The sequence below is a fragment of the Chitinophaga solisilvae genome, from assembly GCF_009928525.1.
In the GTDB taxonomy this organism is placed as follows: domain Bacteria; phylum Bacteroidota; class Bacteroidia; order Chitinophagales; family Chitinophagaceae; genus Chitinophaga; species Chitinophaga solisilvae.
On record NZ_JAABOK010000007.1, the window covers coordinates 19,921 to 44,148 of the forward strand.

General features: G+C 49.1%; 19 protein-coding genes. 4 read left to right on the plus strand and 15 right to left on the minus strand.

Features of this window, described 5'->3' with window-relative positions; genetic code table 11:
* Positions 1-8 precede the first annotated feature (8 nt).
* Positions 9-773, plus strand: a complete 765-nt coding sequence (locus tag GWG06_RS15555; protein WP_127043397.1) for an EI24 domain-containing protein — start codon at positions 9-11, stop codon at positions 771-773.
* Positions 773-1,480: an SAM-dependent methyltransferase gene (locus GWG06_RS15560; RefSeq protein ID WP_160714313.1), complete on the plus strand. Its 708-nt coding sequence runs from the start codon at positions 773-775 to the stop codon at positions 1,478-1,480. Before GWG06_RS15555 ends, GWG06_RS15560 begins: the two co-directional genes overlap by 1 nt.
* A 133-nt stretch (positions 1,481-1,613) precedes the next feature.
* Here GWG06_RS15560 and GWG06_RS15565 read toward each other — a convergent pair whose 3' ends face one another.
* Together GWG06_RS15565 and GWG06_RS15570 are read right to left on the minus strand one after the other, a co-directional pair.
* Positions 1,614-2,003, minus strand: a complete 390-nt coding sequence (locus GWG06_RS15565; protein ID WP_160714315.1) for a hypothetical protein — start codon at positions 2,001-2,003, stop codon at positions 1,614-1,616.
* A gap of 16 nt (positions 2,004-2,019) precedes the next feature.
* Positions 2,020-3,396, minus strand: coding sequence for a M20/M25/M40 family metallo-hydrolase (locus tag GWG06_RS15570; RefSeq protein ID WP_160714317.1), 1,377 nt, complete (start codon positions 3,394-3,396; stop codon positions 2,020-2,022).
* 198 nt (positions 3,397-3,594) lie between these two features.
* Here GWG06_RS15570 and bshA point away from each other — a divergent pair, with 198 nt between their 5' ends.
* On the plus strand, positions 3,595-4,734 hold the full coding sequence (bshA, locus tag GWG06_RS15575; RefSeq protein ID WP_127037710.1) for an N-acetyl-alpha-D-glucosaminyl L-malate synthase BshA: 1,140 nt from the start codon (positions 3,595-3,597) through the stop codon (positions 4,732-4,734).
* Here the strand turns inward: bshA and GWG06_RS15580 are convergent.
* The 8 genes from GWG06_RS15580 to porU all read right to left on the minus strand — a co-directional run bounded on the left by GWG06_RS15580 (position 4,731) and on the right by porU (position 16,370).
* The gene (locus GWG06_RS15580; RefSeq protein WP_127037708.1) at positions 4,731-6,101 is read right to left on the minus strand and encodes a murein hydrolase activator EnvC family protein; all 1,371 of its coding nucleotides are present in this window, start codon (positions 6,099-6,101) and stop codon (positions 4,731-4,733) included. The two genes, bshA and GWG06_RS15580, sit on opposite strands and share 4 nt — an antisense overlap.
* A 215-nt stretch (positions 6,102-6,316) precedes the next feature.
* Positions 6,317-7,759 (minus strand): murein hydrolase activator EnvC family protein, encoded by a 1,443-nt coding sequence (locus GWG06_RS15585; protein WP_160714319.1) that lies wholly within the window; start codon positions 7,757-7,759, stop codon positions 6,317-6,319.
* Between the two features lie 108 nt (positions 7,760-7,867).
* A complete protein-coding gene (gene lolB1, locus GWG06_RS15590) occupies positions 7,868-8,698 on the minus strand; it encodes a lipoprotein insertase outer membrane protein LolB1 (protein WP_127037704.1) in 831 nt (276 codons plus the stop codon).
* A gap of 76 nt (positions 8,699-8,774) precedes the next feature.
* Positions 8,775-10,511 carry a tetratricopeptide repeat protein gene (locus GWG06_RS15595; protein WP_160714321.1) on the minus strand — a complete coding sequence of 579 codons (1,737 nt, stop codon included), beginning with the start codon at positions 10,509-10,511 and terminating at the stop codon, positions 8,775-8,777.
* Between the two features lie 3 nt (positions 10,512-10,514).
* Complete coding sequence (dut, locus tag GWG06_RS15600) at positions 10,515-10,958, minus strand: dUTP diphosphatase (protein ID WP_127037700.1); 444 nt, start codon at positions 10,956-10,958, stop codon at positions 10,515-10,517.
* 138 nt (positions 10,959-11,096) lie between these two features.
* On the minus strand, positions 11,097-11,582 hold the full coding sequence (gene ispF, locus GWG06_RS15605) for a 2-C-methyl-D-erythritol 2,4-cyclodiphosphate synthase (protein WP_127037698.1): 486 nt from the start codon (positions 11,580-11,582) through the stop codon (positions 11,097-11,099).
* A gap of 106 nt (positions 11,583-11,688) precedes the next feature.
* A complete protein-coding gene (porV, locus tag GWG06_RS15610) occupies positions 11,689-12,870 on the minus strand; it encodes a type IX secretion system outer membrane channel protein PorV (protein ID WP_127037696.1) in 1,182 nt (393 codons plus the stop codon).
* A 104-nt stretch (positions 12,871-12,974) separates the two neighbouring features.
* Positions 12,975-16,370: a type IX secretion system sortase PorU gene (porU, locus tag GWG06_RS15615; protein WP_160714323.1), complete on the minus strand. Its 3,396-nt coding sequence runs from the start codon at positions 16,368-16,370 to the stop codon at positions 12,975-12,977.
* Between the two features lie 216 nt (positions 16,371-16,586).
* Between porU and GWG06_RS15620 the strand changes: the two genes are divergently transcribed.
* Positions 16,587-18,137, plus strand: a complete 1,551-nt coding sequence (locus GWG06_RS15620; RefSeq protein ID WP_160714325.1) for an SUMF1/EgtB/PvdO family nonheme iron enzyme — start codon at positions 16,587-16,589, stop codon at positions 18,135-18,137.
* Positions 18,138-18,361: 224 nt separating this feature from the next.
* Here GWG06_RS15620 and bcp read toward each other — a convergent pair whose 3' ends face one another.
* The 5 genes from bcp to GWG06_RS15645 form a co-directional block, all read right to left on the minus strand.
* Positions 18,362-18,832: a thioredoxin-dependent thiol peroxidase gene (gene bcp, locus GWG06_RS15625; protein ID WP_160714327.1), complete on the minus strand. Its 471-nt coding sequence runs from the start codon at positions 18,830-18,832 to the stop codon at positions 18,362-18,364.
* Positions 18,833-18,871: 39 nt separating this feature from the next.
* Positions 18,872-20,566 carry a M23 family metallopeptidase gene (locus GWG06_RS15630; protein WP_160714329.1) on the minus strand — a complete coding sequence of 565 codons (1,695 nt, stop codon included), beginning with the start codon at positions 20,564-20,566 and terminating at the stop codon, positions 18,872-18,874.
* Positions 20,567-20,767: 201 nt separating this feature from the next.
* Positions 20,768-21,577 (minus strand): ABC transporter ATP-binding protein, encoded by an 810-nt coding sequence (locus GWG06_RS15635; protein WP_160714331.1) that lies wholly within the window; start codon positions 21,575-21,577, stop codon positions 20,768-20,770.
* The gene (locus GWG06_RS15640; protein ID WP_160714333.1) at positions 21,577-22,356 is read right to left on the minus strand and encodes an ABC transporter permease; all 780 of its coding nucleotides are present in this window, start codon (positions 22,354-22,356) and stop codon (positions 21,577-21,579) included. The genes GWG06_RS15635 and GWG06_RS15640 overlap by 1 nt, the downstream gene beginning before the upstream one ends.
* Before the next feature lie 101 nt (positions 22,357-22,457).
* Entirely contained in the window at positions 22,458-24,224 is a 1,767-nt protein-coding gene (locus GWG06_RS15645) for an OmpA family protein (protein WP_160714335.1), read from the minus strand.
* Between the last annotated feature and the right edge of the window lie 4 nt (positions 24,225-24,228).

Below are 24,228 nucleotides of genomic sequence, written 5' to 3' on the forward strand. Positions count from 1 at the left end.
ACACAACGTTGTTTTCATTCAGAGAGGTGCTATCAGCTGTACAGTCTTATGGAAAGGCCCATCAGTTTATCATACAGCATAAATTATGGAAGTGGATACTCATCCCGGGCGTCATTTTCTGCCTGCTTTTCTTTTCAGGACTGTTCTTTGTCTGGAGTTATTCAGGATATTTCATTGAATACCTGACCCGCCTGATGCACATCACCGAATGGGTACAGGACCTGGAAAGCAGCTGGCTGAGCTTTTTATTTATACTGGTGGCCTTTTCTGTCAGAATAATATTCGTGCTCTGGTATTTCTCCTATTTCAAATATTTGTTTCTCATAGTAGCTTCTCCCGTATTCTCCTGGCTATCTGAAAAAACAGAGGCCATACTGGAGCACCGTGACTTTCCCTTCAGCTGGGAGCAGCTTGGCAAGGACATCTGGCGAGGTATCCGCATGTCTTGCCGCAACCTGGTATATCAGACTGCCGCTATTCTTATCCTGCTGGTAGTATCTTTCATTCCGGTGGTAGGCTGGATTACCCCCATGATAGGCTTCTTCATTGAATCCTACTTCTATGGATTTTCTATGATGGATTATTCCTGTGAACGTCATCGCCTGACGATGTCTCAAAGTATTAACTTTATACGTCAGCACCGTGGCATGGCCCTGGGTAACGGAATGGTATTCTATGTGTTCATGCTGGTACCGGTAGTTGGCTGGGTATTGGCGCCGTCTTACGCCGTCATTGCCGCCACCATTGATTTACAACATAAAAAACTGATATAATGAGCGCAACAGGCAAAGTGTACCTGATTCCTACCGTGTTAAGCCCGGACGCCCTGTTCAGCATTCCTGCCTACATCACCACCATTGCGCAGCAACTGCGCGTGTTCTATGTAGAAAATGAACGTACTGCGCGCCGCTACCTGAAAGCGCTGGACAGAAATATCAACATTGATGAGCTGCAACTGCTGCCCATGCATGAAAACCAGCCGCCGGATGTAGCGCTCGCGAAAAAAATATTACAGGAAGGGAAAGATATAGGCATCCTCAGCGAAGCCGGATGCCCGGCCATAGCCGATCCCGGCCACCTCGTAGTACAGGCGGCCCATAGTATAGACGCCCGCGTTATTCCTATGATCGGCCCTAACTCCATGCTGCTGGCCCTCATGGCCTCCGGAATGAACGGGCAGAATTTCCAGTTTACCGGCTATCTTCCCATCAAACAACCGGAAAGAGGTAAAATGTTACGGCAGCTGGAAGAAGAATCTGACAGAAAAAATCAAACGCAGCTCTTCATTGAAACACCTTACCGCAATAACCAGCTGCTGAAAGATATCCTGGACCACTGCCGGGATAACACCCGCCTCTGCATCGCCTGCGACATCACTGCTCCCGACGAATACATCAAAACAAAAACTATCCGGGAATGGAAAAAGGCGCTGCCGGAACTGCATAAGAAGCCGGCGATATTTTTGCTGTATGCCCGATAGTATCATGTGATTATTTGGTTATTTGAGATTTGGTTATATAAAATGCAGCGGAGATCTGAGCAAATTATTACGCTTAGATCTCCGCTGCATTTTATATAACCAAATCTCAAATAACCAAATAATCACATGATCATCACGGTGCCACGTTCCTGTTCGGTTCAGATATACTAATAATACTATCGACAATAAAAGGGCTGTAACCGCGCCATGGGAGCGCCCCCAGGTATTCTTTATAATGCAGTTCCACAAACCTGCCGCTGGCGGTCATTAGCTGTTGGGCTACTTTTTCACTGCCGACAGAAAACTGGAATTCATTGGACTGGATAGTGCCTGCCCGCTGGCCCTTGTAGCCGGACTGAATCAGTTTTCCTTCGTAGGTTTTGAAGACGTAACCTTTCTGTACGAAATAGTTCAGTTCTCCTGCCTTCACCCCTTGTCCGAATACAAAATAGAATTTATAAAAAAAGATGCCGCCCAGTATCAGGATGATGATCGTAACGACAATAAAAACGAACCGGCCCATGTTGCTGTTTTATGATTTAAAAGTATAGATCTGCCATATAAATCAGGCCGGCCATGCCGAACGCGCCTAATTCCAGTTCCCGTTTATTCACGGCTTCAAACACATCGGAGGCAGCATGATGAATATCAAAATAACGCTGTGAGTCGGGAGAAAGTTCAACCATCGGAGCGCCGGTTGCTGCATGCAGCATGCCTACGTCCGTACCTCCGCCTTCTTCTTCAAAGTCGTATAGCCCATAGGGTAGGAACAGCGGTTTCCAGCTGACCATGATGGCGTGTTTATCTGCCGGCATGGTAGAGGAGAATCCTCTTGGTGTAAAGCCGCCGGCATCGCTTTCCAGCGCCATGATATGCTTTTCGCCGCGCGCTTTGGCCAGGGCTGCATATTTACGTGCACCGCGGGTACCATTTTCCTCATTGGCAAAAAGCACTACGCGCAGGGTACGTAAAGGTTTGATACCACGGGCTTTAAAAGCTCTCAGCACTTCAATGGACTGCACGCAGCCGGCGCCGTCGTCATGTGCGCCTTCGCATACATCCCAGGAGTCGAGGTGGCCGCCCACTGTGATGAACTGGTCCTGGTATTTGCTGCCGCGCAGTTCCGCCACTACATTATGTCCGATGGTATCCTGCAGCATCTGGCAATTGGTACGCAGGAATACCTGCATGCTTTTATCAGTTTCCAGTCTCTTGCTGAGACGGTCTGCATCCTGCAGACCAATAGCTACTGCCGGAATTTTCGGAAAGGCAGAGTCGTAGGCCATAGCGCCCGTATGCGGGAAGTTATTGGCGCCGTGCGACATAGAACGTACAATTACCGCCAGCGCGCCGTACTTAGCCGCGCGGCTGGCGCCGTGGGAGCGGTAAATGTAGGCATCCCGGTAGGAATGGAACGTTTTGATGTGGGTAGGCGCAAAATGATAGTTATAAAAGACGATCTTGCCTTTCACCTGGTCTTTTTTGGCTTCCAGGTCTTCAAAGGAAGCTACTTCCAGTACAGGAGCGGTAATACCTTTGGGGCCGCTGCCCACCGAGTTGCCCAGGGCCAGCACATTGAGCGGCGGTACAAAGTCGCGCAACCGGGAGATGATGCGGGCTTCTTCCTTCGCGCCGCGGACCCAGTGGGGCACCATGCATTCCTGGTAGTATACGGTATCCGCGCCGGCGGCTTTGAGGGCCTCAAATCCCCATTTTTCCGCCTTCACCATCTGAGGGGAGCCTGCCAGGCGGGCGCCGATGGTTTTGGTGAGTACCCGCAGATTTTCGTAGGCGGTGCTATGCGTCAGCACTTCGTCAGCCAGCTGCCGTAATACCAAGGAATCTGACTGCTGCTGGGCCATCGTTGTCACCGGTAAAGCACAGGCGAACATAATTGGCAAAAGGTATTTTCTCATAAGCGGCAAAATTTGGTTCTAAAACTAACTAATTGCGGGGTGAATACAAATAACAAATAAATGGTTTTGGCGGTTCCGGTAATTCGAAATGTAGCGTTACCTTCGTTGTAGCAAAGCAATCCGGCCGGTGGCTTTCATCATCTGCCATCCTCCGTCATTGCAATTTTTTCGGCTTTCCGTTTTATTAAAAAAAAGATCATGCGCATAGGAATAGTATGTTATCCGACATACGGTGGTAGCGGAGTACTGGCTACGGAGCTGGGCAAAGCCCTGGCAGACAAAGGCCATATGGTGCACTTCATTACCTACCAGCAGCCGGTAAGGCTCAATGCTTTTCACGCGAACATTTATTATCACGAGGTACAGGTACCTACGTACCCGCTTTTCGATTTTCCGCCTTATGAATCTGCGCTCAGCAGTACTATGGTGGATGTAATCCTCAATCAGAAGCTGGACCTGCTACACGTTCACTACGCCATCCCTCATGCATCCACCGCATATATGGCTAAACAGATTGTGAGCAAACAGGGACGAGTGGTACCTTTTATTACCACGCTTCATGGCACTGACATTACGCTGGTGGGGAAAGATAAAACCTACGCTCCCGTGGTAACCTTCTCCATCAATGAATCGGATGCTATCACAGCCGTATCGGAAAACCTGCGGGATGAAACCTACAAGTATTTCCAGATTGAAAAAGATATATCCGTGATCTACAACTTTGTAGATACACAACGTTTCAAACGCAGGGAGATGCCGCATTTCAGAAATGCTATCGCCCCCAACGGCGAAAAAATCCTGCTGCATGTATCCAACTTCCGTAAGGTCAAAAGGGTACCCGATGTGGTGAAGGTATTTGCCAGGGTAAGAGAGCAGATTCCTGCCAAACTGTTGCTGGTAGGCGATGGACCAGACAGGCCCGCTATTGAATGCCTGTGCCGTGAGCTGGGTATCTGTGAAGATGTTCGTTTTGTAGGTAAGCAGGAACAGCTGGAAGATGTGATGTCAGTCAGCGACCTGTTCATCCTGCCATCAGAATACGAAAGCTTTGGTCTGGCTGCCCTGGAAGCGATGGCTGCCCAGGTTCCGGTGATTTCCTCCAATGCAGGCGGCTTACCGGAAATCAACATTCCTGGCCAGACCGGCTACATGAGTGATGTTGGCGATGTGGACGGTATGGCGGCCCATGCCCTGAAACTGCTGCAGGATGAAGAACTGCTGGCAAAGGTGCGCAAAGGCGCGCTGGCACAGGCGCAGCGCTTTCATATCGATAATATCATCCCGCAGTATGAGGCCCTGTACGAACAGGTATTACAACAGCAGGCGCAGCTGCTTTAACGGCTACGTATCCATCTTTCGGGATTTTGTTGTACCATGTTACGGTAAATCTGTAATTCTATTTCTCCGTTGCCACCGGAAGTACCGGCAGCAGCGGCGCCCAGCACATGACCTCGTTTTACAGACATGCCCTTGCTGACACGTACATCTACTAATCTGACATAGTTGGTAAAATATTTTCCATGGCGCAGGGTGACCATATACCCTGCGCCGGGAACTGAAAACACCATAATTACTTCGCCGTCGAAGATGGCTTTCACCGCAGCACCTCTGGCAGTGGCTATTACAATACCACTGTGTTCCACTTCCACCTTACCGATATTGCCTTTTCCGAAATGACCGGTGATCCTGCCGGCATCCACGGGCCATGGCAGCCTGCCCCGGTTAGCTTCAAAGTCGCGGGATAATGACATCGCTTCCGGTGTGGCAGCCAGCACATCTTCTTTAGGTGTAGCGGCTACTTCCGGCTCCTCTTCTTCTTCTTTTACTTTAGGCAGCGGCTTAGGTTTGGTACCTGCTTTTTTTGCAGCGGCGATGGCTTTTCTCCTGGCTTCTTCCCTGAGTGCGCGGCGTTTGGCTTCAGCAGCCTTTTTACGTGCGGCAGCGGCAGCAAGCTCCCGTTTACGCGCCAGCTCTATCTCCCGGCGGATCGCATTCTGGATGGCTATATCCACCTGACGCGCTTCTGCCCTGCTTTTATTGATATTCTGCTGCAGCTCTTTCTCTTTATCTTTCAGCTGTTCAATAGTCTGATCTGTTTCTTTCTTATTAACGATCAGGGCTACACGCTCTTTCTTTTCCGAGTACAGTGCACCGGCTTTGGCAGCCCGCAATTCTTCCAGGCTTTGCAGCTTCTGTCCCAGCAATACTTTAGTGGATAAGAGGTTTTCCGCCTGGCGGCGACGGTTTTCGCGGTACTGCCGCAGGTATTGATAGCGGCGCAACGCATCATTAAAGCTGGTTGCGGAAAACAGGAAGTTCAGTATATCATAGGAGCCTTTGGTTTTCCAGGCATATACGATCAGCTGTGCATAGCGGGCACGGAGAGAATCGACCTCCCGCTCCAGCGTTTGTACGTTACTGTTAGTACTGCTGATATCTCCGTCTATCTGGCTTATTTCAGCATTAATACCTGCTATCTGGGTGTTACGGGTATCAATTTTCTGCTGCAGTTCCTGTTGCAGGCCAATATTCTGCTTTGTTGATTTCTTGGTTTCCCGGAGTGAACGGGTAGCTTCTTCTATTTCCTTTAACAGCTCTTTCTTACGGTTCTCCAGCGCCGCACGTGTAGGCCGCTTACCCTGCTGTGCATACAACACTGCCGGTAACAGCCACAACGCCATTAAAAGGGGGATCAACTTTCTCAAAAAATAATGTTTTAGTAAGCGGGTTCTATTTGAGATTTGGTTATTTGAGATTTGGTTATTTGATTGACGGATTTTGGAATTTTTTGATTTTGGAATTTAAAGATGCAGCAAAGATTTTCGCGTATAACTCCGCTGCATTTTTAAATTTCAAAACTAAAAAATTCCAAAATCCGTCAATCAAATAACCAAATCTCAAATAACCAAATAACTAAATGCTATCGTCTTCTTATCCACTGCTCCGGATTCTGTTTGGTTACTCCTTTCCAGATCTGGAGTTCTACTTCACCGGTGTTTTCAATATCATTTACGCTGGCAGTACCTATTACCTGTCCGGTTTTCACGTTATCTCCTTTTTTCACGCGGGTAGTCTGCAAGCGTACGTAGGTGGTAAAGTATTGTCCGTGACGGATAATAATCACATATCCTGATCCCGGCATTACTACTACTGATTTTACTTCTCCGTCGAAGATGGATTTCACGGCGCCGCCTTTGTTGGTGGCGATAACGATACCATCTGAAGGCACCTGTATATGTTCCATTACCGCGTGTTGGTGTATACCGAAATGTTCGATGATATTACCGGCATCTACGGGCCATGGGAGTTTTCCGCGGTTGGCTTCAAAGCTTTCTGATAATGCCAGTGCTTCCGGGGTAGCTTCCAGCACGTTTTCGCTGCGGGTCACCGGTTTTTCCGGTTCCGGTGCGGGTGCTGGTTTTACAGGTTCCGGTGCTGGTTTCACCGGCGCGGGGGTATTATTGGCGGCGTTGTTATTATTGTTGTTGGCAGCGGCAGCGGCGGCAGCTCTGGCTTTTTCTGCGGCGGCGGCCAGTGCAGCTTTACGGGCTTCTTCCTCACGCCTGCGTTTTTCTTCTGCGGCTTTGCGGCGGGCAGCCTCTTCCTCAATGGCTTTACGGCGTGCCTCTTCAATTTCACGGCGGATTACCGCGCGGATGGCTGCCTGTACTTTCTGTGCGTCTTTGTTACGCTGGTTAATATCTGTTACCAGTTCTTTTTCGCGTCCTTTCAGCTTGGCCAGTACTTCGTCTTTTTCCTTCTTATCTGTTTCCAGTGTGGCTCGTTCGTCCTGCTCTGTTTTCAGTGTTTCGGAGCGTTTCACCCGCTGATTCTCCAGGTTCTGGATTTTTCTGTTCAGCTGATCCTGGGTAGACACGATATTGTCGGCCTGGCGGCGGCGGTATTCGCGGTATTGTTTCAGGTATTGAAAGCGCTTTACGGCATCGTTGAAGTTCTGTGCAGAAAACACAAAGTTGAGCATGTCGTAGGAAGAGCGGTTTTTATAGGCATAGATCACCAGCTGTGCATACTGGGCTTTCAGGGTGTCCAGGTCTTTCTGCAATGTTTTTACATCGCGGGCGGCAGTATTGATGTCTCCGTTGATGAAGTTGATTTCTTCGTTGATATTGTTGATGAGTCGTGAGCGCAGCGTGATTTTATCACGCAGTGCACGAAGCTGGCCCAGGCTCTCCTTAGTGGATTTCTTGGTTTCCTTCAGCTGCTGGTTCGCTTCCTCGATTTCCTTCTGCAGCTCCTTTTTCCTGCGCTCCAGTTCTTCCCGCGACTGCTGCCCGTTGCTCTGTGCCGCCAGCATTGCAGGCACTAACCACATCATCAATATAAACGGGATAATCTTCTTCAAATACAACATGACTATTTTAGTAACTGCAATTAAAATCAGGTTTAAGTATATAAACGATAAATATACGATGTTTATTAGTTTATGAGGACGACATTTACCGGAATGTTGTTACATCCGCTTGTAGCTTGCCGGGGTATTGAACGGAAAGCTCAACGGTATGTCGAAATCATAGCGGGTGAAGTCCAGCGCAATTTTGGTGACGCTTTTTTCTTCAACAAAAATTCTGCGCACAGTCGGAAACCGGTGCCCGGCCACGGTTGTATAGTCGCCGTAGGTCAGCTCACAGGAGCGTTTATTCGGATTGGTGCTGTCTTTATCCATCACCTTGCTTTGCTGTAATCCGAAATCATCTGCAAATACATTAAACAGGCTGATGAATTTAGGATGTTCGCAGCTGAAAGATATGATGGACGGCGTTTTCACCACACCAAAAACAGAATCCGTCAGATACACAGGATTGCCGATCAACAGGTCCTGCATGGTTTTAAAATCGAAGGGGATATTCAGGAGTTCCTCTGCGTCGGACATCTTCCGGAGAAACAGCTGCTTTTCCATACGGTTATAGAGTTTCAGGCTGTCTGGAGTGATAACGGCTCTCATCACCTCATCAATGATAGGGGCGCTGACAGAAATCCAGATGATACTATCCTTCTTCATGCGGATGGTGGCCGTCAGGTTATTGTGGCTTTTTCTTTCATCTTCATATCCCAGTCTTACCCTGCCGGAAAAGGTGTTGAACACGATTTCCTTGCTGTGTATGCCTTTCAGCATATCGCCAATAAATTTATTACGATCTTCTTCGGAAGTAGTGTCTTTATGTGCAATAACCCTGCTGGTATCTGTAGCCGGAAAGGTAGTACGGGCCAGCTTTTTAGGATGGCGGCAGGCGAACAGACCCAGACTGATTATTCCTGTTAAAAAAAGTATCTTTCTTTTCATGCAGCTATTTGCTTTTAGCAATCTTCTTACAAGTGAATCAGGTGGCGGATTGCCGACTGAAGTTAAATGGTGACCGTTATTGAATATATTTTTTCTCAGCGATTTTACGGACAAGGCCAACGGAGTTAGCTCCTTTGTCTTTGGCTCTCTGCCAGTATTCTACCGCTTTTGTGACATCTTTCAGATTGAACAGTATATCGCCGTAATGCTCCAGCACATTCGGATTCTGCTGGGCTTCCGGGTATTGCAATGCTTTTTCTATCCACAGCTTTGCTTCTTCAAATTTATCCTGACGGAATAATATCCAGGCGTAGGTGTCCATGTAGGTTGGGCTGTTCGGTTCAATTTCCAGTGAGCGTCTGGACATTTCAGCAGCCCGGTCGAGGTTTTCTCCGCGGAGAGACAGGTAATAGCTGTAGTTATTCAGTACCAGCGCATCTTTCGGGCGCAGCAACAGGGAGTGCTCGTAGCTGCTGTCAGACAGCTGATGCTGGCCGGTAGCGTGATAGGCATCTCCCAGCAGTGAGTGGACGTCTGCCTGGAATTTTTTCTCTCCGTTCCCTGTTTTCAGCGCTTCATTCAGCGATGCGATGGCAGCAGGGTACTGTTGCAGCAGGAAGCTGGCCACTCCTTTGAAATAGAAGCCCATGAACTCCTGCGGAAACTTAGTGGTCACAGTATTGCTGAGTGCCAGCAATGCGTTGGGATCTTCCTTGCGGGAGTATATCCACATGAGCTGGTACCAGACGGAAAAGCGGCTGGAATCAAGGCTCAGGGCTTTGCTGTAGTTCTGCTGCGCACTGTCCAGCATATCCGCCTGTGAGTACATATCGCCTCTGAGGGCGTATGATTTGGCATCTCCGGGATGTGCTTTTACAATAAGATCCGTAAGCTGCAGGCCTTCCACGAGTTTGGCGGAATCCAGCTGCAGCATCTGCAGATAAGGATAAACATACGCCACCTTTTCATCGATGCTGTAGCCGGGGTTGGCGAATGCACGGGTCAGGTAGTCCTGGTAGCTGCGCATGTCTCCTCTTTTCTTCGCGTAGGAAGCCAGTCCTATCAGCGCCCTGGCATTATCGGGATCCTTCAGCAGGATGGTGTTGTAGATGTCGGATGCTTCTTTGATCCTGTCGTTGGCATCGTATACTTCAGCCAGCAGGTAGTTGTAGCGCATCTCCTGGGGGTTGAGGTCCACCAGTTTTTTAATTTCGGCGGCAGCTTCCTCCACCTTACTCATCTTCAGTAACAGTTTTTGTTTCTGGTAGATCAGTTCTTCCACCACGCCGGTCTTTTTCTCCAGTTCATTCAGTACGGCGAGGGCGTCGGCGGGTTTATTGGCTTTAGCCAGGAACATAGCACGGTTGTAGAGATAATCTTCGCTTTCAGGATATTTTGCTGTGAGTTGCTGAAATACGACGGCGGCGCTGTCGTACATTTCGTTTACGGCAAATGCGTCAGCGAGGGTTATCTGAAACCAGTGGTTGGAATTATCCAGGGCAGCGGCTTTGCGGGCAAATCCCAGGGCATAGCCGGGATTCTGCACTTCAATAAAAAGCCTTGCCAGTTCGTAATACACGGTAGCGTTATTCTTATTGAGCCGCAGATAGTCGGAATACTGGGTGATAGCGGTGCGGTAGTCTCCCAGCATTTTGGAACGCTGTGCTGCGAAAAACAGGCTGTCGGCCCGTTGTTCCACTACGGCAGGATCTTTCAGGGAAGAGGACCGCTGGGCGGATACCTTTTTGGCTCCGCTGCACGCGCCTGTCAACAATATGCCGGCCAGTCCTATAACGGTCAGGAATATACGCATCTATCAGGATTTACCGGTATGACCGAAGCCTCCGCTGCCACGTTCAGTGGTGGTAAGCATTTCCACAGCTTCCATCTTTGCCTGAACAAAAGGCGCGATAATCATCTGTGCGATACGGTCGCCGGGTTGTATGGTTTGTGGTTCGTTGGACAAGTTGATCATAATAATTTTGATCTCTCCTCTGTAGTCCGCATCTATCGTGCCAGGCGTATTGAGCAGGGTAAGCCCTTGTTTGATGGCCAGGCCGCTACGGGGGCGGAGCTGGGCTTCATATCCTGCGGGCAGTTCCATAAACAATCCGGTAGGTACCAGGGTACGTTCCAGTGGCTGCAGGGTGATGGCGGTTTCCAGGTGTGCGCGGAGGTCCATTCCTGCCGCTTGTGCAGTTGCATAAGCCGGTAATTCGTTATCCGACTTGTTGATAATTTTCACAATAATATCAGCCATTGAACAAAGATATTTTAAATTAATTACGAATTATGCATAACAAATGACGAATGACGGGCAGAGATCAAAGCACAGGGAATTTTAACATTCTGTTTGATCTCTGCCTGCCATTCGTCATTCATCATCCGTGATTCGCAGTTAATTGAATTTTTCCAGTAATACGACGGCTTGTGCCGTTACGCCTTCTTCTCTTCCCACAAATCCCAATTTCTCTGTAGTGGTGGCTTTAATGGAAACGTCCTCAATGCTGAGGCGCAGTATTTCTGCAATGACAGCCTGCATTTGCGGTACAAACGGCTTTATTTTGGGCGCCTGGAGGCACAGGGTACTGTCTACATTCACTACGTTATACCCTTTTTCCCCGATCAGCTGCGCACAGCGGGCCAGGAGTATTTTGCTGTCGATATTCTTGTAGGTATTGTCCGTATCCGGAAAGTGTACTCCGATATCGCCCAGCGCGAGCGCACCTAACATGGCGTCGCAGATGGCATGCAGCAGCACATCGGCATCGCTGTGCCCGAGCGCTCCCTTGTGATGTGGCACCAGCACGCCCCCCAGCCAGAAGTCACGTCCTTCTGTCAGCTGATGGAAATCTATGCCCTGGCCAATGCGTATCTTACTCATATCTTATTTTTTAAAACGTTTTTGCCAACCCGCAAGGTAAGCCATTATAAACAAAAATCCCCCCGCGAAAAACGGAGGGATTCGTTGTATATCATTTCGCAGTAGCTTACCAGCCGGTTCTGCTCTCATCATCTCTGGCGCCGAGGTCGAAGGTCAGGGTAAACCGCAGGGTGTTGGAGAGCGGGTTACGCTGTATACCGGAACCGGAGGGCACCAGGTAAGAGAAGTTCAGTCCGAAGATATCGTACTTGATACCGATACCTGCGGTGAAATACTTACGGTTACCTTTATTCTTGTTTTCGTTGAAATAACCGGCTCTGACGGCAAACTGCTGGTTATACCAGTATTCCATGCCTACAGAGTACATGAGCTCCTGCAGTTCTTCCTTTAAGCCGCCGGGCGCATCGCCGAAAGAACTGAAGATGCCCTGCAGAACGCTTTTGTCCTTGTAGGTGCTGTCTCCTCTCGTTGAAGTTGGCACCAGCAGTTTATTTATGTCCAGCGCGAAGGTGAGCTGATTGGCTTCATCCAGGCTCAGCGTATAGGCGCCACCGAGAGCCAGGTTTGTAGGTATAAAGTCTTTCTGCGCCGAGCTGGTGTAGGAGATCTTTGTACCTATATTGGAGATATTGACACCGAAATTCAGTTTATTCACGGTACCGTCATCCTTTTCAAAATCTTTGGTGTAGAAGGCAGAGATATCTGCGGCAAACGCTTTACCGGGTTTAATGGTCACGCTGCCGTTGGATTGCCCGCCGGCGAGGTTAGAGTAAATGTACCGGCCGGTCAGCCCCACAGAGAAGTGTTCTGACAGCTTACGGCTGTATCCCGCATCGAATGCGAATTCGCGCGGGTGAAAGTCGCCGAGGTCCTGATTGGTAACATCCCTGAAGTTGATGGTACCCAGTGAGAAATAGCGTAATGATGCGGAGATGGCCTGGTATTCATCCAGTTTTGTATAACCGCTGACAGTAGCAAGAAAAACATCGTTTACCAGTTCCTTCAACCAGGGGGTGTAGGTGACTGCAAGACTGGATTTGGCTTGTGCAAAAGGCAGTTTGGACAGGTTCCAGTAAATGGATGATGCATCAGGAGCAATAGCTACGCCCACGTCTCCCATGGCCCCACTACGTGCATCAGGTGTGATCCTGAGAAATGGCACCGCAGTGTTAATAGTATTGGTACGGCCATCTAACTGACCAGTAGAGTCTATAGTTTGGGCTGAGGTTTCAAAACTAGTGAAAGTACTGTAAATGAACACAAGGCTCAAAGTTACCTTTCGGATCATGCAACGTTCGAATTTTGATAGGGTGTAAAAATAAACTTATTTATTAATATTACTACAAAAGGGGTTGATAAGGGATAACGGCAAAATTTGTCTCTCTGCATAGGTCATAATAATACCATTTTTCCACCCATCGCCCTGGTTTTACCGCTACTGCCAATGATCAGCCTGTAAATATAAATGCCGGCGGGTAATCTCGCTCCCGATTCGCTCCGCCCATCCCAGGGGATTCCATCAAAACGACTGTTTCCGGAAATTATTGTGTTGTGCATTGTCTTAACTAAACGCCCGTCTGTTGTAAAAATCTGTAACGCTATCTGAAGTTCTTGCCCCTGCTGGTTATGCAAAAAAGTAAATCTGGTTGAGTGGGAAACAGGATTAGGATAATTTGTGACTTCCTCAATGGCCAATGTACCTGGTTCTGCAACTTTAAAGGATAGTGTACTGGTAGCGCCGTTATTATGGGTGTCCCATGCCTTTACCGTGATACGGTGTTCCCCGGCCGGCAGCCCTGTTAATGGAAACCGTATCTCCCCCTTTCTATATTCGTTCAAAGATGCCTCAAAATAATCATTTAATGTAAAATATTCTAAACTATCCAGTATTGCCACCAGGTTATGCGCCGGGTTGTTACCGGATATACTGATACCGCTGCTGTCTGCCAGTTCCACCAGCAATACCGGCGACGGCCCGGTGATATCTCCGTTCACAAATGCCCTGGAATCCAGCCATAGCTTTATATCCGGCCCTTTTTTATCTTCCGGAACAGCACCTGCTTTATCGCCGGTAGTCAGCCTGTCATAATAACCACCGGCATCCTCCTGCGCTCCCGCTGCATAGTAGCTGACTTTAGCCATCCCGTTACCTTGCTGCAGATCTGCCGGCACAGTGAAATTTATTATGAACTGCCCGTCCTGCACGGTCTGGGTACCCTTGAACAATACCTGTTGCTGCAACTGATAGTCAGCGGCCCGGCTGCGGGGATCGTTCCCTCTTGTCCTGCGGGTGGCTGGTTTATCAAATACGGTAGTTGTGAGCGCCCCATTGAAATCCTGAACGGGATTACCCAGCGGATCTGCAATATGGCCTTTTATAGTGCAATGCTGCAGCGCCCGCAGGGTATCTGTTCCGGTAGTGACTGCGCGCCCGTTGATACTGTCTGTCACCACCCGGTAGTGCGGAAACGCGAGGGTAAGCGCCGGATCTCCCAGCAGCTGGAATTTCCGGTTGTTGATGACATCACCGGAAGTAAGATAGGTGAGGTTTTTAGCCTGCATGGCTGCGGTTCCCAGGGGAGGCATCGTACCATCCGGCAGCGGGGTGAACAGGGCCTGCAGGTAGTTGCTGTTCATCACCCTGTTGGCGTTGGCGAAAACAGCCCTTGTTGTTGTCATGAGTGCTATGGCTCCGCTGCTGCGCTGCATGAGCAATTGATGGCCCAGCGACTGCACCGCAGGGTTGTCAAAAGGCGCAAAGTCGCAGGTAGCGGTAATCAGCAGTGGCAACTTGTTTTCATGCTGCCAGCTGTCGATACTTTTTTCATCCATCACCGTTTCTTCTGCCAGCCGGGAGCTGCTGCCATGGCCGTTGTAATTCAGCACCAGTGTGCCTTTATTGATGGTGGTGGCAAGGGCGCGGTTTACTTCCGGCGACCGGCTGCCCTGGGGGGTAGCCTCCTGCGGGTAAGCATCTATGTATATTTTACTGATGTTGGGGAGATGATTGCTTTTTATGAGGGTACTGCTCATTATTTCTGCATCATCGAAGTGGAGGTTATCATCTTCATCATCTGCCAGCAAGGTGACGCGGTTACGCCATTCCCCGAAGCCGCCGGGCTGGTGGTAGCGGATGATTTTATCTGCTGCCAGGGTAGCTTCTGTGATGTTACGGGCGGGCAGGCGGCCGATGCTGATGTCCAGAAGATTGGTAATATCTGTACGGGAGATGTCTTCCGCATCATCCAGGAACCCGAAGAAGTCATCTGACATATGTGACCGTATGGCGTCCAGCGAGGCTTCGCTTTGCCAGGCAGGTACCAGGCTGGTATTGTTATTAATGCGTTGCCGGTAATCGTAAGAGGCGGCGCCGAAGAGCAGCAGGTAGCGGGGGGCAACGCCCCGGTCATAGAACATTTTCACGTAATCACGTATAGCGGCGGGGTCCGGGCTTCCGGAGGCGAATTCGTTGTAGATTTCGCTGGTGGTGGCTACTACCACATCTGCCATACCACGGGCACGGTGCCAGGCAGCTATACGCTGCGCCTGGCTGATAAAGGCGGGGGCGGTAACAATAATCATCTCCCCTTTTGCAGCTCCGTGGAGGTCCTGATTAGGCACTGCCCCTGCAGGCAGGGGTTTGCGCATATCGCTGCTACCGAAGGCGATGAATTCCCGCAGCCGGTCACCCGAACGGCTAAACGCCAGGGAATCGCCGGCCAGGAGCCCGCGCACTGCCACCGGCCGCAGCGGATCGGTTACATCCCAGACCTGCGTTTCTGCGGTGGCATGGTGCAGAACATATCGCACAGACTCTCCCTGGCCTACGGTAACGGGCCTGCGAAAAGAAAGCGCCCCGGATGCCGGCAGCTGCAAGGGACAGCGGGCTGTTATCTCCAGGTAGTCCAGCCAGCCTTTGGCATTCAGATCTCCGGGCAGGAAGGTAACGCCTGCCTGTACAGCCGCCTGGTTAACGACCGCCTGGCCGCTGCCGGCAGCAGCAGTAGCTATCGATTCAAAGACGCTGCCTCCCACGGGCAGCAGGTATATTTCTGTGGCGGCGGTATTATTGAGGCTTACGCGGAAGTTACTGCCGGCAGCACCGCGGGCAGCCGCGCGGATGCTGACGGTGACAGGGCCGGCAGGCGCCGCCGGCAGCTGAAAGTCATAGGTACGGCTATTGCCCGATACCTTACCGAATTCCTGCCCCCACCATTGTTTTCCGCTTTGTAAAAAGTTGATGCTGTCTCTTTCATAGAAAACACGGTAATCGAAATCCCGGACGGTTACCGCTCCGGCAGCCGGGTTGTTATCCTGCTGTATCCGCAGGCCATCATCGCCGGTACTGATAAAATACCAGGCCGTGTCGCTGTATAGGTTATGCTGATGCATAAAACCACCCTGTACTGCGTTATATAGCCAGCGATGGGTACCGGGAGCGTAGAAAAGGATATAGTCGTTACCGTTAATAAAGCCATCGTTACCGTCTTCTATGTGCAGGGCTACTTCCGGCAGGTCATCGTAACGGGGCTGTCCGCAGCTTTCGGGCAGCATGGCGCCGCCGGAACCGAACAACCGGAGGGCTGCTGAGGGCAGGTTGCCGGTTATTCCCATACTGTTCAGCAGAGGAATGTCTATCTTATAGATACCCGGAGCGGTAACAGCCAGTTTATGCCAGCTGCCGCGGGCAAGGATGCTGTGTTGACTGTATGTACGCTGTCCTGTAACGATGGTATATCCGGATAAAAAAATAACCATGGTCACCAGGAAAATATACCTGGGTTTCATTATCTTGAAAGCTGGCTACTGAAAGATAGGTCAAGGTAAAGAAAATATAACATAAATAATTTAAATATATCTGTATATATTCGCTACAGTATTACTATCTGATGTGAAGGGAGTATTGACTTATAAGCACAAATTACAAATTAATTTTTTTCGCCATAAAATAAAAAAGATTACATTTGCGTTTACTGTAAATATAATCGACTAAAGCTGTATCGCATGCGTAGATTAACCTCTTTATCATTGCTCGTAGGTACCGGCGTAATGCTATCCATGACGGCCTGTCACAAAGACGGCGGAGGACTATTCGGCAAAAAGAAAGAAGTATCGTCTGCTACCGGCTGGAACTATAACGACCAGAAAATGGGTGGTTTCAGTGTAGCAAAGAACAGAAACCAGCAAACTGGTCCCGGCCTCGTATTTGTACAAGGTGGTACTTTTGCCATGGGAGCCACCGAGCAGGATGTAATGGGCGACTGGAACAATATTCCGCGTCGTATTACAGTTTCCTCTTTCTACATTGATGAATCCGAAGTAGCAAACGTTCATTACCGCGAATATCTCTTCTGGCTGGCCCGCGTTTACGGCGAGTCATTCCCGGATGTATACCGCAACGCTTTACCGGATACCCTGGTATGGCGCAGTGAGCTGGCATATAATGAGCCGCTGGTAGAATATTACTTCCGCCACCCGGCCTATAACGACTATCCGGTGGTAGGTGTTAGCTGGAAACAGGCCACAGACTACTGTAAATGGCGTTCCAACCGTGTAAACGAAAAAATGCTGATGGACAAGGGTCTGCTCTCCAAAGCAGATATTACCAATCAGTCAGACGATAATACTTTCGATACCAAAGCCTACAGCGCCGGTTTATATGAAGGTACTCCGGGTAAAATGTCCAAAACTACCAAGGATCAGTTCAAAAACCCTGATGGTACTCCACGCACCGCTCAGTTTGAGGACGGCGTGATGTTACCCAGCTACCGCCTCCCGACAGAAGCTGAATGGGAATATGCTGCACTCGGCTACATCGGTCAGAACCCTGGTCCTTCCAAAAAAGAAGGTAAACACGGGGAAGAGCTCATCATGAACAAACAGGTATACTCCTGGGGCACCAACACCAGCGGCCTGCGCGATATCCGCCGCGGTACCATGCAGGGTCAGTTCCTGGCCAACTTCAAACGTGGTTCCGGTGATAACATGGGTGTGGCCGGCGGTTTGAACGACCGTGCTTCCATCCCTGGCCCTACCCGCTCCTTCTATCCTAACACCTTCGGTATCTACAATATGTCAGGTAACGTTGCAGAATGGGTACTGGATGTGTACAGACCACTCAACCCGATCGACGGGGAAGACTTCAACTACTTCCGTGGTAATAAATTCCAGACTGTTTACCAGAACGAAAACAAAGAGTTCGAAAAAGACAGCCTGGGTCACCTGAAAATGCGTGATGTAACCGACGAGGAAAGCGCTAACCGCCTCAACTACCAGAAAGGCGATGTAATCAACTACCTCGATGGCGACTCCCTCTCCCAGGTGGAATATGGTTACGGTTTCACCTCCCTGATCAACGATAAAACACACGTGATCAAAGGTGGTAGCTGGAATGACCGCGCCTACTGGCTTTCACCCGGCACCCGCCGCTACATGCAGGAAGACATGGCCACTAACACCGTTGGCTTCCGCTGCGCCATGGACCGCGTAGGTAGCCCTGAAGGTAACAAGTTCAAAACCGGTAACCTCTTCAGAAAACAAAGACAAAAACGATAGTCATTTGATTATTTGATTATTTGATTATTTGATTATTTGATTATTTGATTATTTGATTATTTGATTATTTGATTATTTGATTATTTGATTATTTGATTATTTGATTATTTGATTATTTGATTATTTGATTATTTGAGATTTTATATTCAATAAAAAAGCCCGCTGAACAGTTCAGCGGGCTTTTTTATTGAATATAAAATCTCAAATAATCAAATAATCAAATGCTATTGCTTCTTTTCCCAGAGTTCAAGGATTTCTTCTGTGTGATTCTTGGTATCCGGCTTACTGATGATGTGATCGATCACGCCATTTTCATTGATCAGGAAAGTAGTGCGGTGGATTCCATCGTATACTTTGCCCATAAACTTCTTCTCCCCGAAAACACCATACTGATTAACGATCTTATGGTCTTCATCTGCCAGCAAGGTGAATGGCAGATCGTATTTCTCAATGAATTTCTGGTGACTTTGTTCGCTGTCGGTGCTTACTCCTACCACTACATAACCTTTCTTCAGTAATACATCATAGTTATCACGCAGGTTGCAGGCCTGAGCAGTACAGCCAGGGGTCATATCTTTCGGGTAGAAATACAATACCACGCGCTTGCCTTTAAAGTCTGTCAGCGAAACGGTTTTGCCATGCTGATCCTTGCCTTTAAAAACCGGGGCTTTATCTCCTTCTTGTAAGTTTGTCATAGTAATTATATTTTTTTAAAACAATGATTGTCAGGATATCTATCTTTTAAAAGAAAGACGGTATACGCCTTCATTACCTGCTATATCTGTGACCTTCATTACCAGCACATGATTGCCGGGAGCGCAACGGTCATCAAAAGAATAGGTAAGCGTATTCCCCTTACGGGAGAAGAGCAGCCATTTACCATCCAGCTCAGCGCGGTAATTTTTAATACCGCTGGCGTCGCTCATCACGAAAGACAGCTTTGCGGCCTTAGCGAGGTTAGCGCCAGGCTTTACCGCCACCGGCGTAACTCTTGGAGCAATGGTATCTATCTCCAGGTGAAAATTACCGAACTCGCGGAACCGTCCTTTATACCAGCCGTTTTCCAGGGTAGTAGCTGATGTATTCTCACTGCCGAGCGCCTCCCGCACCATCACAATTTTTGATTGCAGGTATTCCGGCACCGGGCGGTTTGCTTTCAGGCGCACATCGAAGAAGTCGTGCACCGGCACCAGGGCGGAATGCAGGCGGTAAATATTTGAAACAGACTTCGGAGCTGTGGTGGGGACTTCCAGGTAGTTGAAGCAGATATGATCGTATAGTGCTCTTTCATCCAGGAAAAATTCCACCTGGTTGTTTTCAAAGATGTTGCGGGAATCCGGGTACATGGTATTGGCGCAGGTCTTCTCTCCTTCTTCCGTTTCGTTGTACTGAACATTCAGTTTCACGGTGGAAGTATTGCCATACGCGTCTTTCACCAGCATCTGCAGTTCATGTACTGCGCCGTCCTGCAGGTTAATGGTACCATCTCCTTTCAGGTCGCGGTAAATATCCAGTTCATTACCTGGCAGAGAAAACAGCAGCTGCATGTACGGGCCTCCGCCCTTTTTCAGCTTGTAATCCACATGTGCATTGATATAGCGGGTTTCATCGTACCCGATGTTATCCAGCTGAAAGTCTATATCCGGCGCACCGTTATGCAGCAGGGTCACCTCATAGATACCATAGGTATTGGGGGCATTGTTCATGCGGTCAATAGCATTCAGCGCCAGCCCTATTTTATCTGACTTTACTTTAATCAACGGCTGGGTAGTCACATAGGTAGTGCCTACCTTTTTCACCGGCAACATCAGCGGCTGCTGCTCATACAGGCTTTTCTTCATATCGTAAACGGCTATACGATATACATCCGGCGCGCGGGAGTCAGCAATATCGAATCCGAACAGCAGCGGATTCAGCGGTTTTTCGGTCTGTGTATTTCTTATTTCAAAATGCAGGTGCGGGCCGGCAGATCCGCCGGTATTACCGCTCCACGCCACAAAATCGCCCTTACGTACGGGGAACCTGCCTTCCGGTATGGTCAGGTCGCTGGCCCAGCTCTCTGCTGCATACTGCTGCTGCTTTACATAAGCCTGCAATGCGGGGAAGAAGCTGTTCAGATGCGCATATACGGTCGTATAACCATTAGGGTGAGTGATATATAACACATTTCCAAAACCTGTATGCGATACACCAATACGGCTCACATATCCATCTGCCGCCGCATGTACCGCCAGATTCTCCCGCTGCTGTGTTTTCATATCCATGCCGGAATGAAAGTGATTCGGACGCAGCTCCCCGAAATTACCCGCCAGTTCTATCGGAACATTCAACGGATTCCTGAAAAAGCCCTGCGGATAATGCTTCTCAGGAATCGTTTGCGCCTGTATCAGGTGGGGTAGTAAGCAAAATAAACCAATGACTCTTTTCATAATATTGCAAATATAGGGATTGGAGAGGCGTTATGAGAAAATTACGAATTGCGAATTACGAATTACGAATGAGGTGCGAAGATAGTAGCGAAGATAGTAGCGAAGATGACAGAAGATAAAAGCGAAGAACCCATTGGTTTCATCACCAATGGGTTCTTCGCTTTTATCTTCTCGCTACAATTCGTAATTCGTAATTCCCCGTTATAACTTGTTCTTAATCTCCGTAATTAACTGCTGAAACGATGATTCCTCCCTTATATTGGGTTGCCACGCCAGCCCCATCTTACAAAGATCATATTCCTGTACAATAGTGGCTCCTTCCTTGCCTTCTTCAGGGGCGAGCAGCCAGATGGTATCAGAGATGGCGGTAGCATTCTCTATATCGTGGCTGACAATAATGAGGGTATTGGTTTCGTGTAAAGTAGAAACTTTCAGCAGTAGCTGGATGACTTTATCAATCATCAGTATGTCCAGGCCGGAGAAGGGCTCATCCAGGAGGATGAATTTATTGCCGGTCAGCACCTGTTGGATGATGCTTACGCGCTGACGCTGGCCGCCACTGATCTGGGCCGGATATTTCTTCAGGTGCTCGGTCAGCTGGAAAGTGCCGGCATAGTCTTCGATGACAGCCTTTTTTTCGCTTTCTGTCAGCTTTACAGCGGCATTATCCAGACCAATCTTCAGGTTCTGGTAGATGGTGCGGTGATTGAACAGGATGTAATTCTGCGGCACAATACCCACTTCACCGGCTTTTACCGGGTGCTGGTCCATGTCTATTTTCACTACGCCGGCGGTCGGCTTCATCAGGCCGGATAATATCCTGAAGAGCTGTGTTTTGCCGATACCGCTTCTGCCGATCAGCGAAACAACCTGTCCCTGCTGCATATCAGGGCGGTGAATATCATGCACGCAGAAATTGATATCGCGCAGAATCGTTTTCTCTCCATATTGCAATCCTACGTGTTCCGCTGTAATCAGTGGCGCACTTTTCGTATATACGTTAGCGTTCATCAGCTGCGGGTTTGAAGTTTAGTGTAAGGGAAAAGCCATTCGCGGAACTTGCCGAGGATATAGTCGAAGAAGATACCCAGCAGGAAGATGATCACGAGGGTGCCGAATACAATATCCAGCTGTACATATTTGTTGGCTTTAATCAGCATAACGCCGAGGCCTCCTTCGCTCATGCTCAGCCCTTCCACGAAGGTGATCATCATCCAGGCAATGGCAAAATTCTGGCGCATTACCTCGAACACCTGGTCCAGGCGGCCGATGATCACCACTTCCCATAAGGTTTTCCAGCTGTTCATACGCAGCGTGGTGCAGAGATCGAATTCCTGCTTGTTGATGCTGTCGATAACAGACAGCAGCGAGGTTACGAAGAAAGGAACGATACCAAAAATGAGCAGGCTGATTTTCAGGTCATGACCGTCTTTTGTCCACAGGGTGAACAGGAAGGTTAAGCCTGTCAGTGTCAGGTAGCGGCATTTAACTACAAAACGCGCGATGGGATTGAAAAACGGAACGATAGACAGATAGCTGATGATAAGGGCGATGACGATAGAGGCAAACATCCCTTTGATGGTCAGTACTACGCTGCTGAAAAAGTTATCGATAAAACCCGGATCCTGTACAATTTTAGCCAGTGCCTGCAGCACTTTAGAAGGAGTAGGTATCAGGCCTCCCCCGCTCAGCTGCCAGGCAGCTACCGCAATCACTACTTCTATGATAATCAGCGTCAGCATGGCTTTCCGGCTGAGTATCCGTAGTGGTTCAAAGAAAGATTTAATCACAGTAATAACAATAAAAGTTGATAAAAGCAGAAGGCAGCAGGCATAAGCTGTATTCACGGGGAAAACGACTTATGCCTGCTGCCTTCAGGAGGAAAATGTTATTAAGAACCCAGCACGATCTGTACGCGGCGGTTTTGCGCGCGGCCGTCGTTGGTGTTGTTGTCTGCTACCGGCTTGGTGCTGCCATAACCTTTGGATTCAATACGGCTGACAGGTAAGCCTTTACCCATCAGGTAGTTTTTCACGGCTTCTGCACGTTCGTTGGACAGCTTGGTATTGGCGGTTTCATTACCGATATTGTCGGTATGACCGTATACGCCTATCTTCAGACCTTCTGCTACCACCGCGCTTTTCAGGATTTCGTCCAGTACCGCGTGGGAGTTGGCTTTGATCACAGAGCTACCTGTTTCAAACTGAATCTGGTAGGATTTGGAAGATACTTCGCTGGTGATGTTCTCTGCGTATTTCTCCTGGATGGCAGTACCTTCCAGCAGTTCCGGGTGGTTAGCCACTACAGAAGCGAGGAAGGATTTATCCACGATCTGGGTATATACCGGGTAGGTAGACATGATTTCAGGATACATTTTTACGAGGATATCGCCGAAAGTGCTGTATACGATTTTATAACGGTCAATCGCATCTTTACCCATACCGAAGGTATTGGCGGCATCGTTGAGGTTGAAGGCCATAGAGCCTCCCAGCGGAACGGTTAAGCCCTGCACATCCTTTTCTTCCACGCCGTTGTAGTATTTCAGCCAGTAGGCGCCGTTCTGTTCATTGTATACTTTCGCGGACACGTCGCCGGCAAAGGCTTTGGCATCGCTGAAGGAGCGCACCTGGTCGCCGGCCTGCGCCAGTGCGATAATCAGGTTTTCGATATCTGTACGGTGATCGTAGGCAAATTTCTTGATAGTGATGGTGATGTTAGGCATCTGTGAAGCATATTCACGGGTAGATGCGATATTCACCAGGCCACCTTTTTTCTGCGCTACGTTTACGTCGCCGGGAGTCCAGGTGGCTACGCCGTCTACGCCCACGGTAGTATCTTTACTGGTTTTCTTACCATCAATAATCAGCTTGCGGGTTTCCTTGTAACCGGCAATATATTTGGCGCCGGCATCGAGGAAGTCGTTGGCAGCTACCAGGTTGATAGCGTTGCGGTCGTAGGTGGTTTCATCCGGGTTTACGCGCAGACCGTTATCACCGGCCCATTTGATGAGGATGTTGATATCACCGTCGCGCAGTACGCCGGACACGGTTTTACCGATAGCGGTTTTAGGGTCGCGTTTCCATTCTACGGGGCCCATCAGTTTATCTTCACCATAGCTTTTACCCATGGTATAGAAGGCAATAGGCTGGTAATCGGGGCCAAGCGGCTCCAGTTCCTTTGCCAGTGCGGCAAAGAAGGCAGGCATACCATCGCCCATGAAGGAAGCGAATACGCCGGTAGCATTCGGATTGGTTTTATACTCCTGTGCAAATTTCACCATATCGGCGATAGATTTGTTACAGTCGTCCTGGCGTACCAGTTCTATCTGCAGTTTGGCTTTATCGATCAGTGAATTTTTGGTGGTTTTAGGGCCGCCATTGGCATACATGAGTGCGAACTGGGAGTTCCAGGCCATTACACGCCAGGAAATTTTGGTACCGCTGTTCATGGACACAATGCTTTCCGGCAGGGCGAGTTTAGCAGCATTTCCTTTCAGGGATGCTTCCGGAGCATCTGGCAATGCCACAGAACCTATAACAGCAGAGGCTTTAGCTTCCTGCGGGCGTTTATCCCACCAAAGAACTTTACCTGCATAAATGGCACCTAACAGCAGTAGGATGCCTACAACCTTTCCACCAGGTTTAACTTTCACAGCCATAGTA

What these genes read in the sequence shown, in the direction of transcription:
- GWG06_RS15565 (WP_160714315.1), bottom strand. Translation starts at nt 2,003, where the DNA reads ATGGGCCGGTTCGTTTTTATTGTCGTTACGATCATCATCCTGATACTG.
- GWG06_RS15635 (WP_160714331.1), bottom strand. Translation starts at nt 21,577, where the DNA reads ATGAACGCTAACGTATATACGAAAAGTGCGCCACTGATTACAGCGGAA.
- GWG06_RS15620 (WP_160714325.1), top strand. Translation starts at nt 16,587, where the DNA reads ATGCGTAGATTAACCTCTTTATCATTGCTCGTAGGTACCGGCGTAATG.
- porV (WP_127037696.1), bottom strand. Translation starts at nt 12,870, where the DNA reads ATGATCCGAAAGGTAACTTTGAGCCTTGTGTTCATTTACAGTACTTTC.
- GWG06_RS15560 (WP_160714313.1), top strand. Translation starts at nt 773, where the DNA reads ATGAGCGCAACAGGCAAAGTGTACCTGATTCCTACCGTGTTAAGCCCG.
- GWG06_RS15570 (WP_160714317.1), bottom strand. Translation starts at nt 3,396, where the DNA reads ATGAGAAAATACCTTTTGCCAATTATGTTCGCCTGTGCTTTACCGGTG.
- GWG06_RS15595 (WP_160714321.1), bottom strand. Translation starts at nt 10,511, where the DNA reads ATGCGTATATTCCTGACCGTTATAGGACTGGCCGGCATATTGTTGACA.
- ispF (WP_127037698.1), bottom strand. Translation starts at nt 11,582, where the DNA reads ATGAGTAAGATACGCATTGGCCAGGGCATAGATTTCCATCAGCTGACA.
- dut (WP_127037700.1), bottom strand. Translation starts at nt 10,958, where the DNA reads ATGGCTGATATTATTGTGAAAATTATCAACAAGTCGGATAACGAATTA.
- lolB1 (WP_127037704.1), bottom strand. Translation starts at nt 8,698, where the DNA reads ATGAAAAGAAAGATACTTTTTTTAACAGGAATAATCAGTCTGGGTCTG.
- porU (WP_160714323.1), bottom strand. Translation starts at nt 16,370, where the DNA reads ATGAAACCCAGGTATATTTTCCTGGTGACCATGGTTATTTTTTTATCC.
- GWG06_RS15645 (WP_160714335.1), bottom strand. Translation starts at nt 24,224, where the DNA reads ATGGCTGTGAAAGTTAAACCTGGTGGAAAGGTTGTAGGCATCCTACTG.
- GWG06_RS15630 (WP_160714329.1), bottom strand. Translation starts at nt 20,566, where the DNA reads ATGAAAAGAGTCATTGGTTTATTTTGCTTACTACCCCACCTGATACAG.
- bcp (WP_160714327.1), bottom strand. Translation starts at nt 18,832, where the DNA reads ATGACAAACTTACAAGAAGGAGATAAAGCCCCGGTTTTTAAAGGCAAG.
- bshA (WP_127037710.1), top strand. Translation starts at nt 3,595, where the DNA reads ATGCGCATAGGAATAGTATGTTATCCGACATACGGTGGTAGCGGAGTA.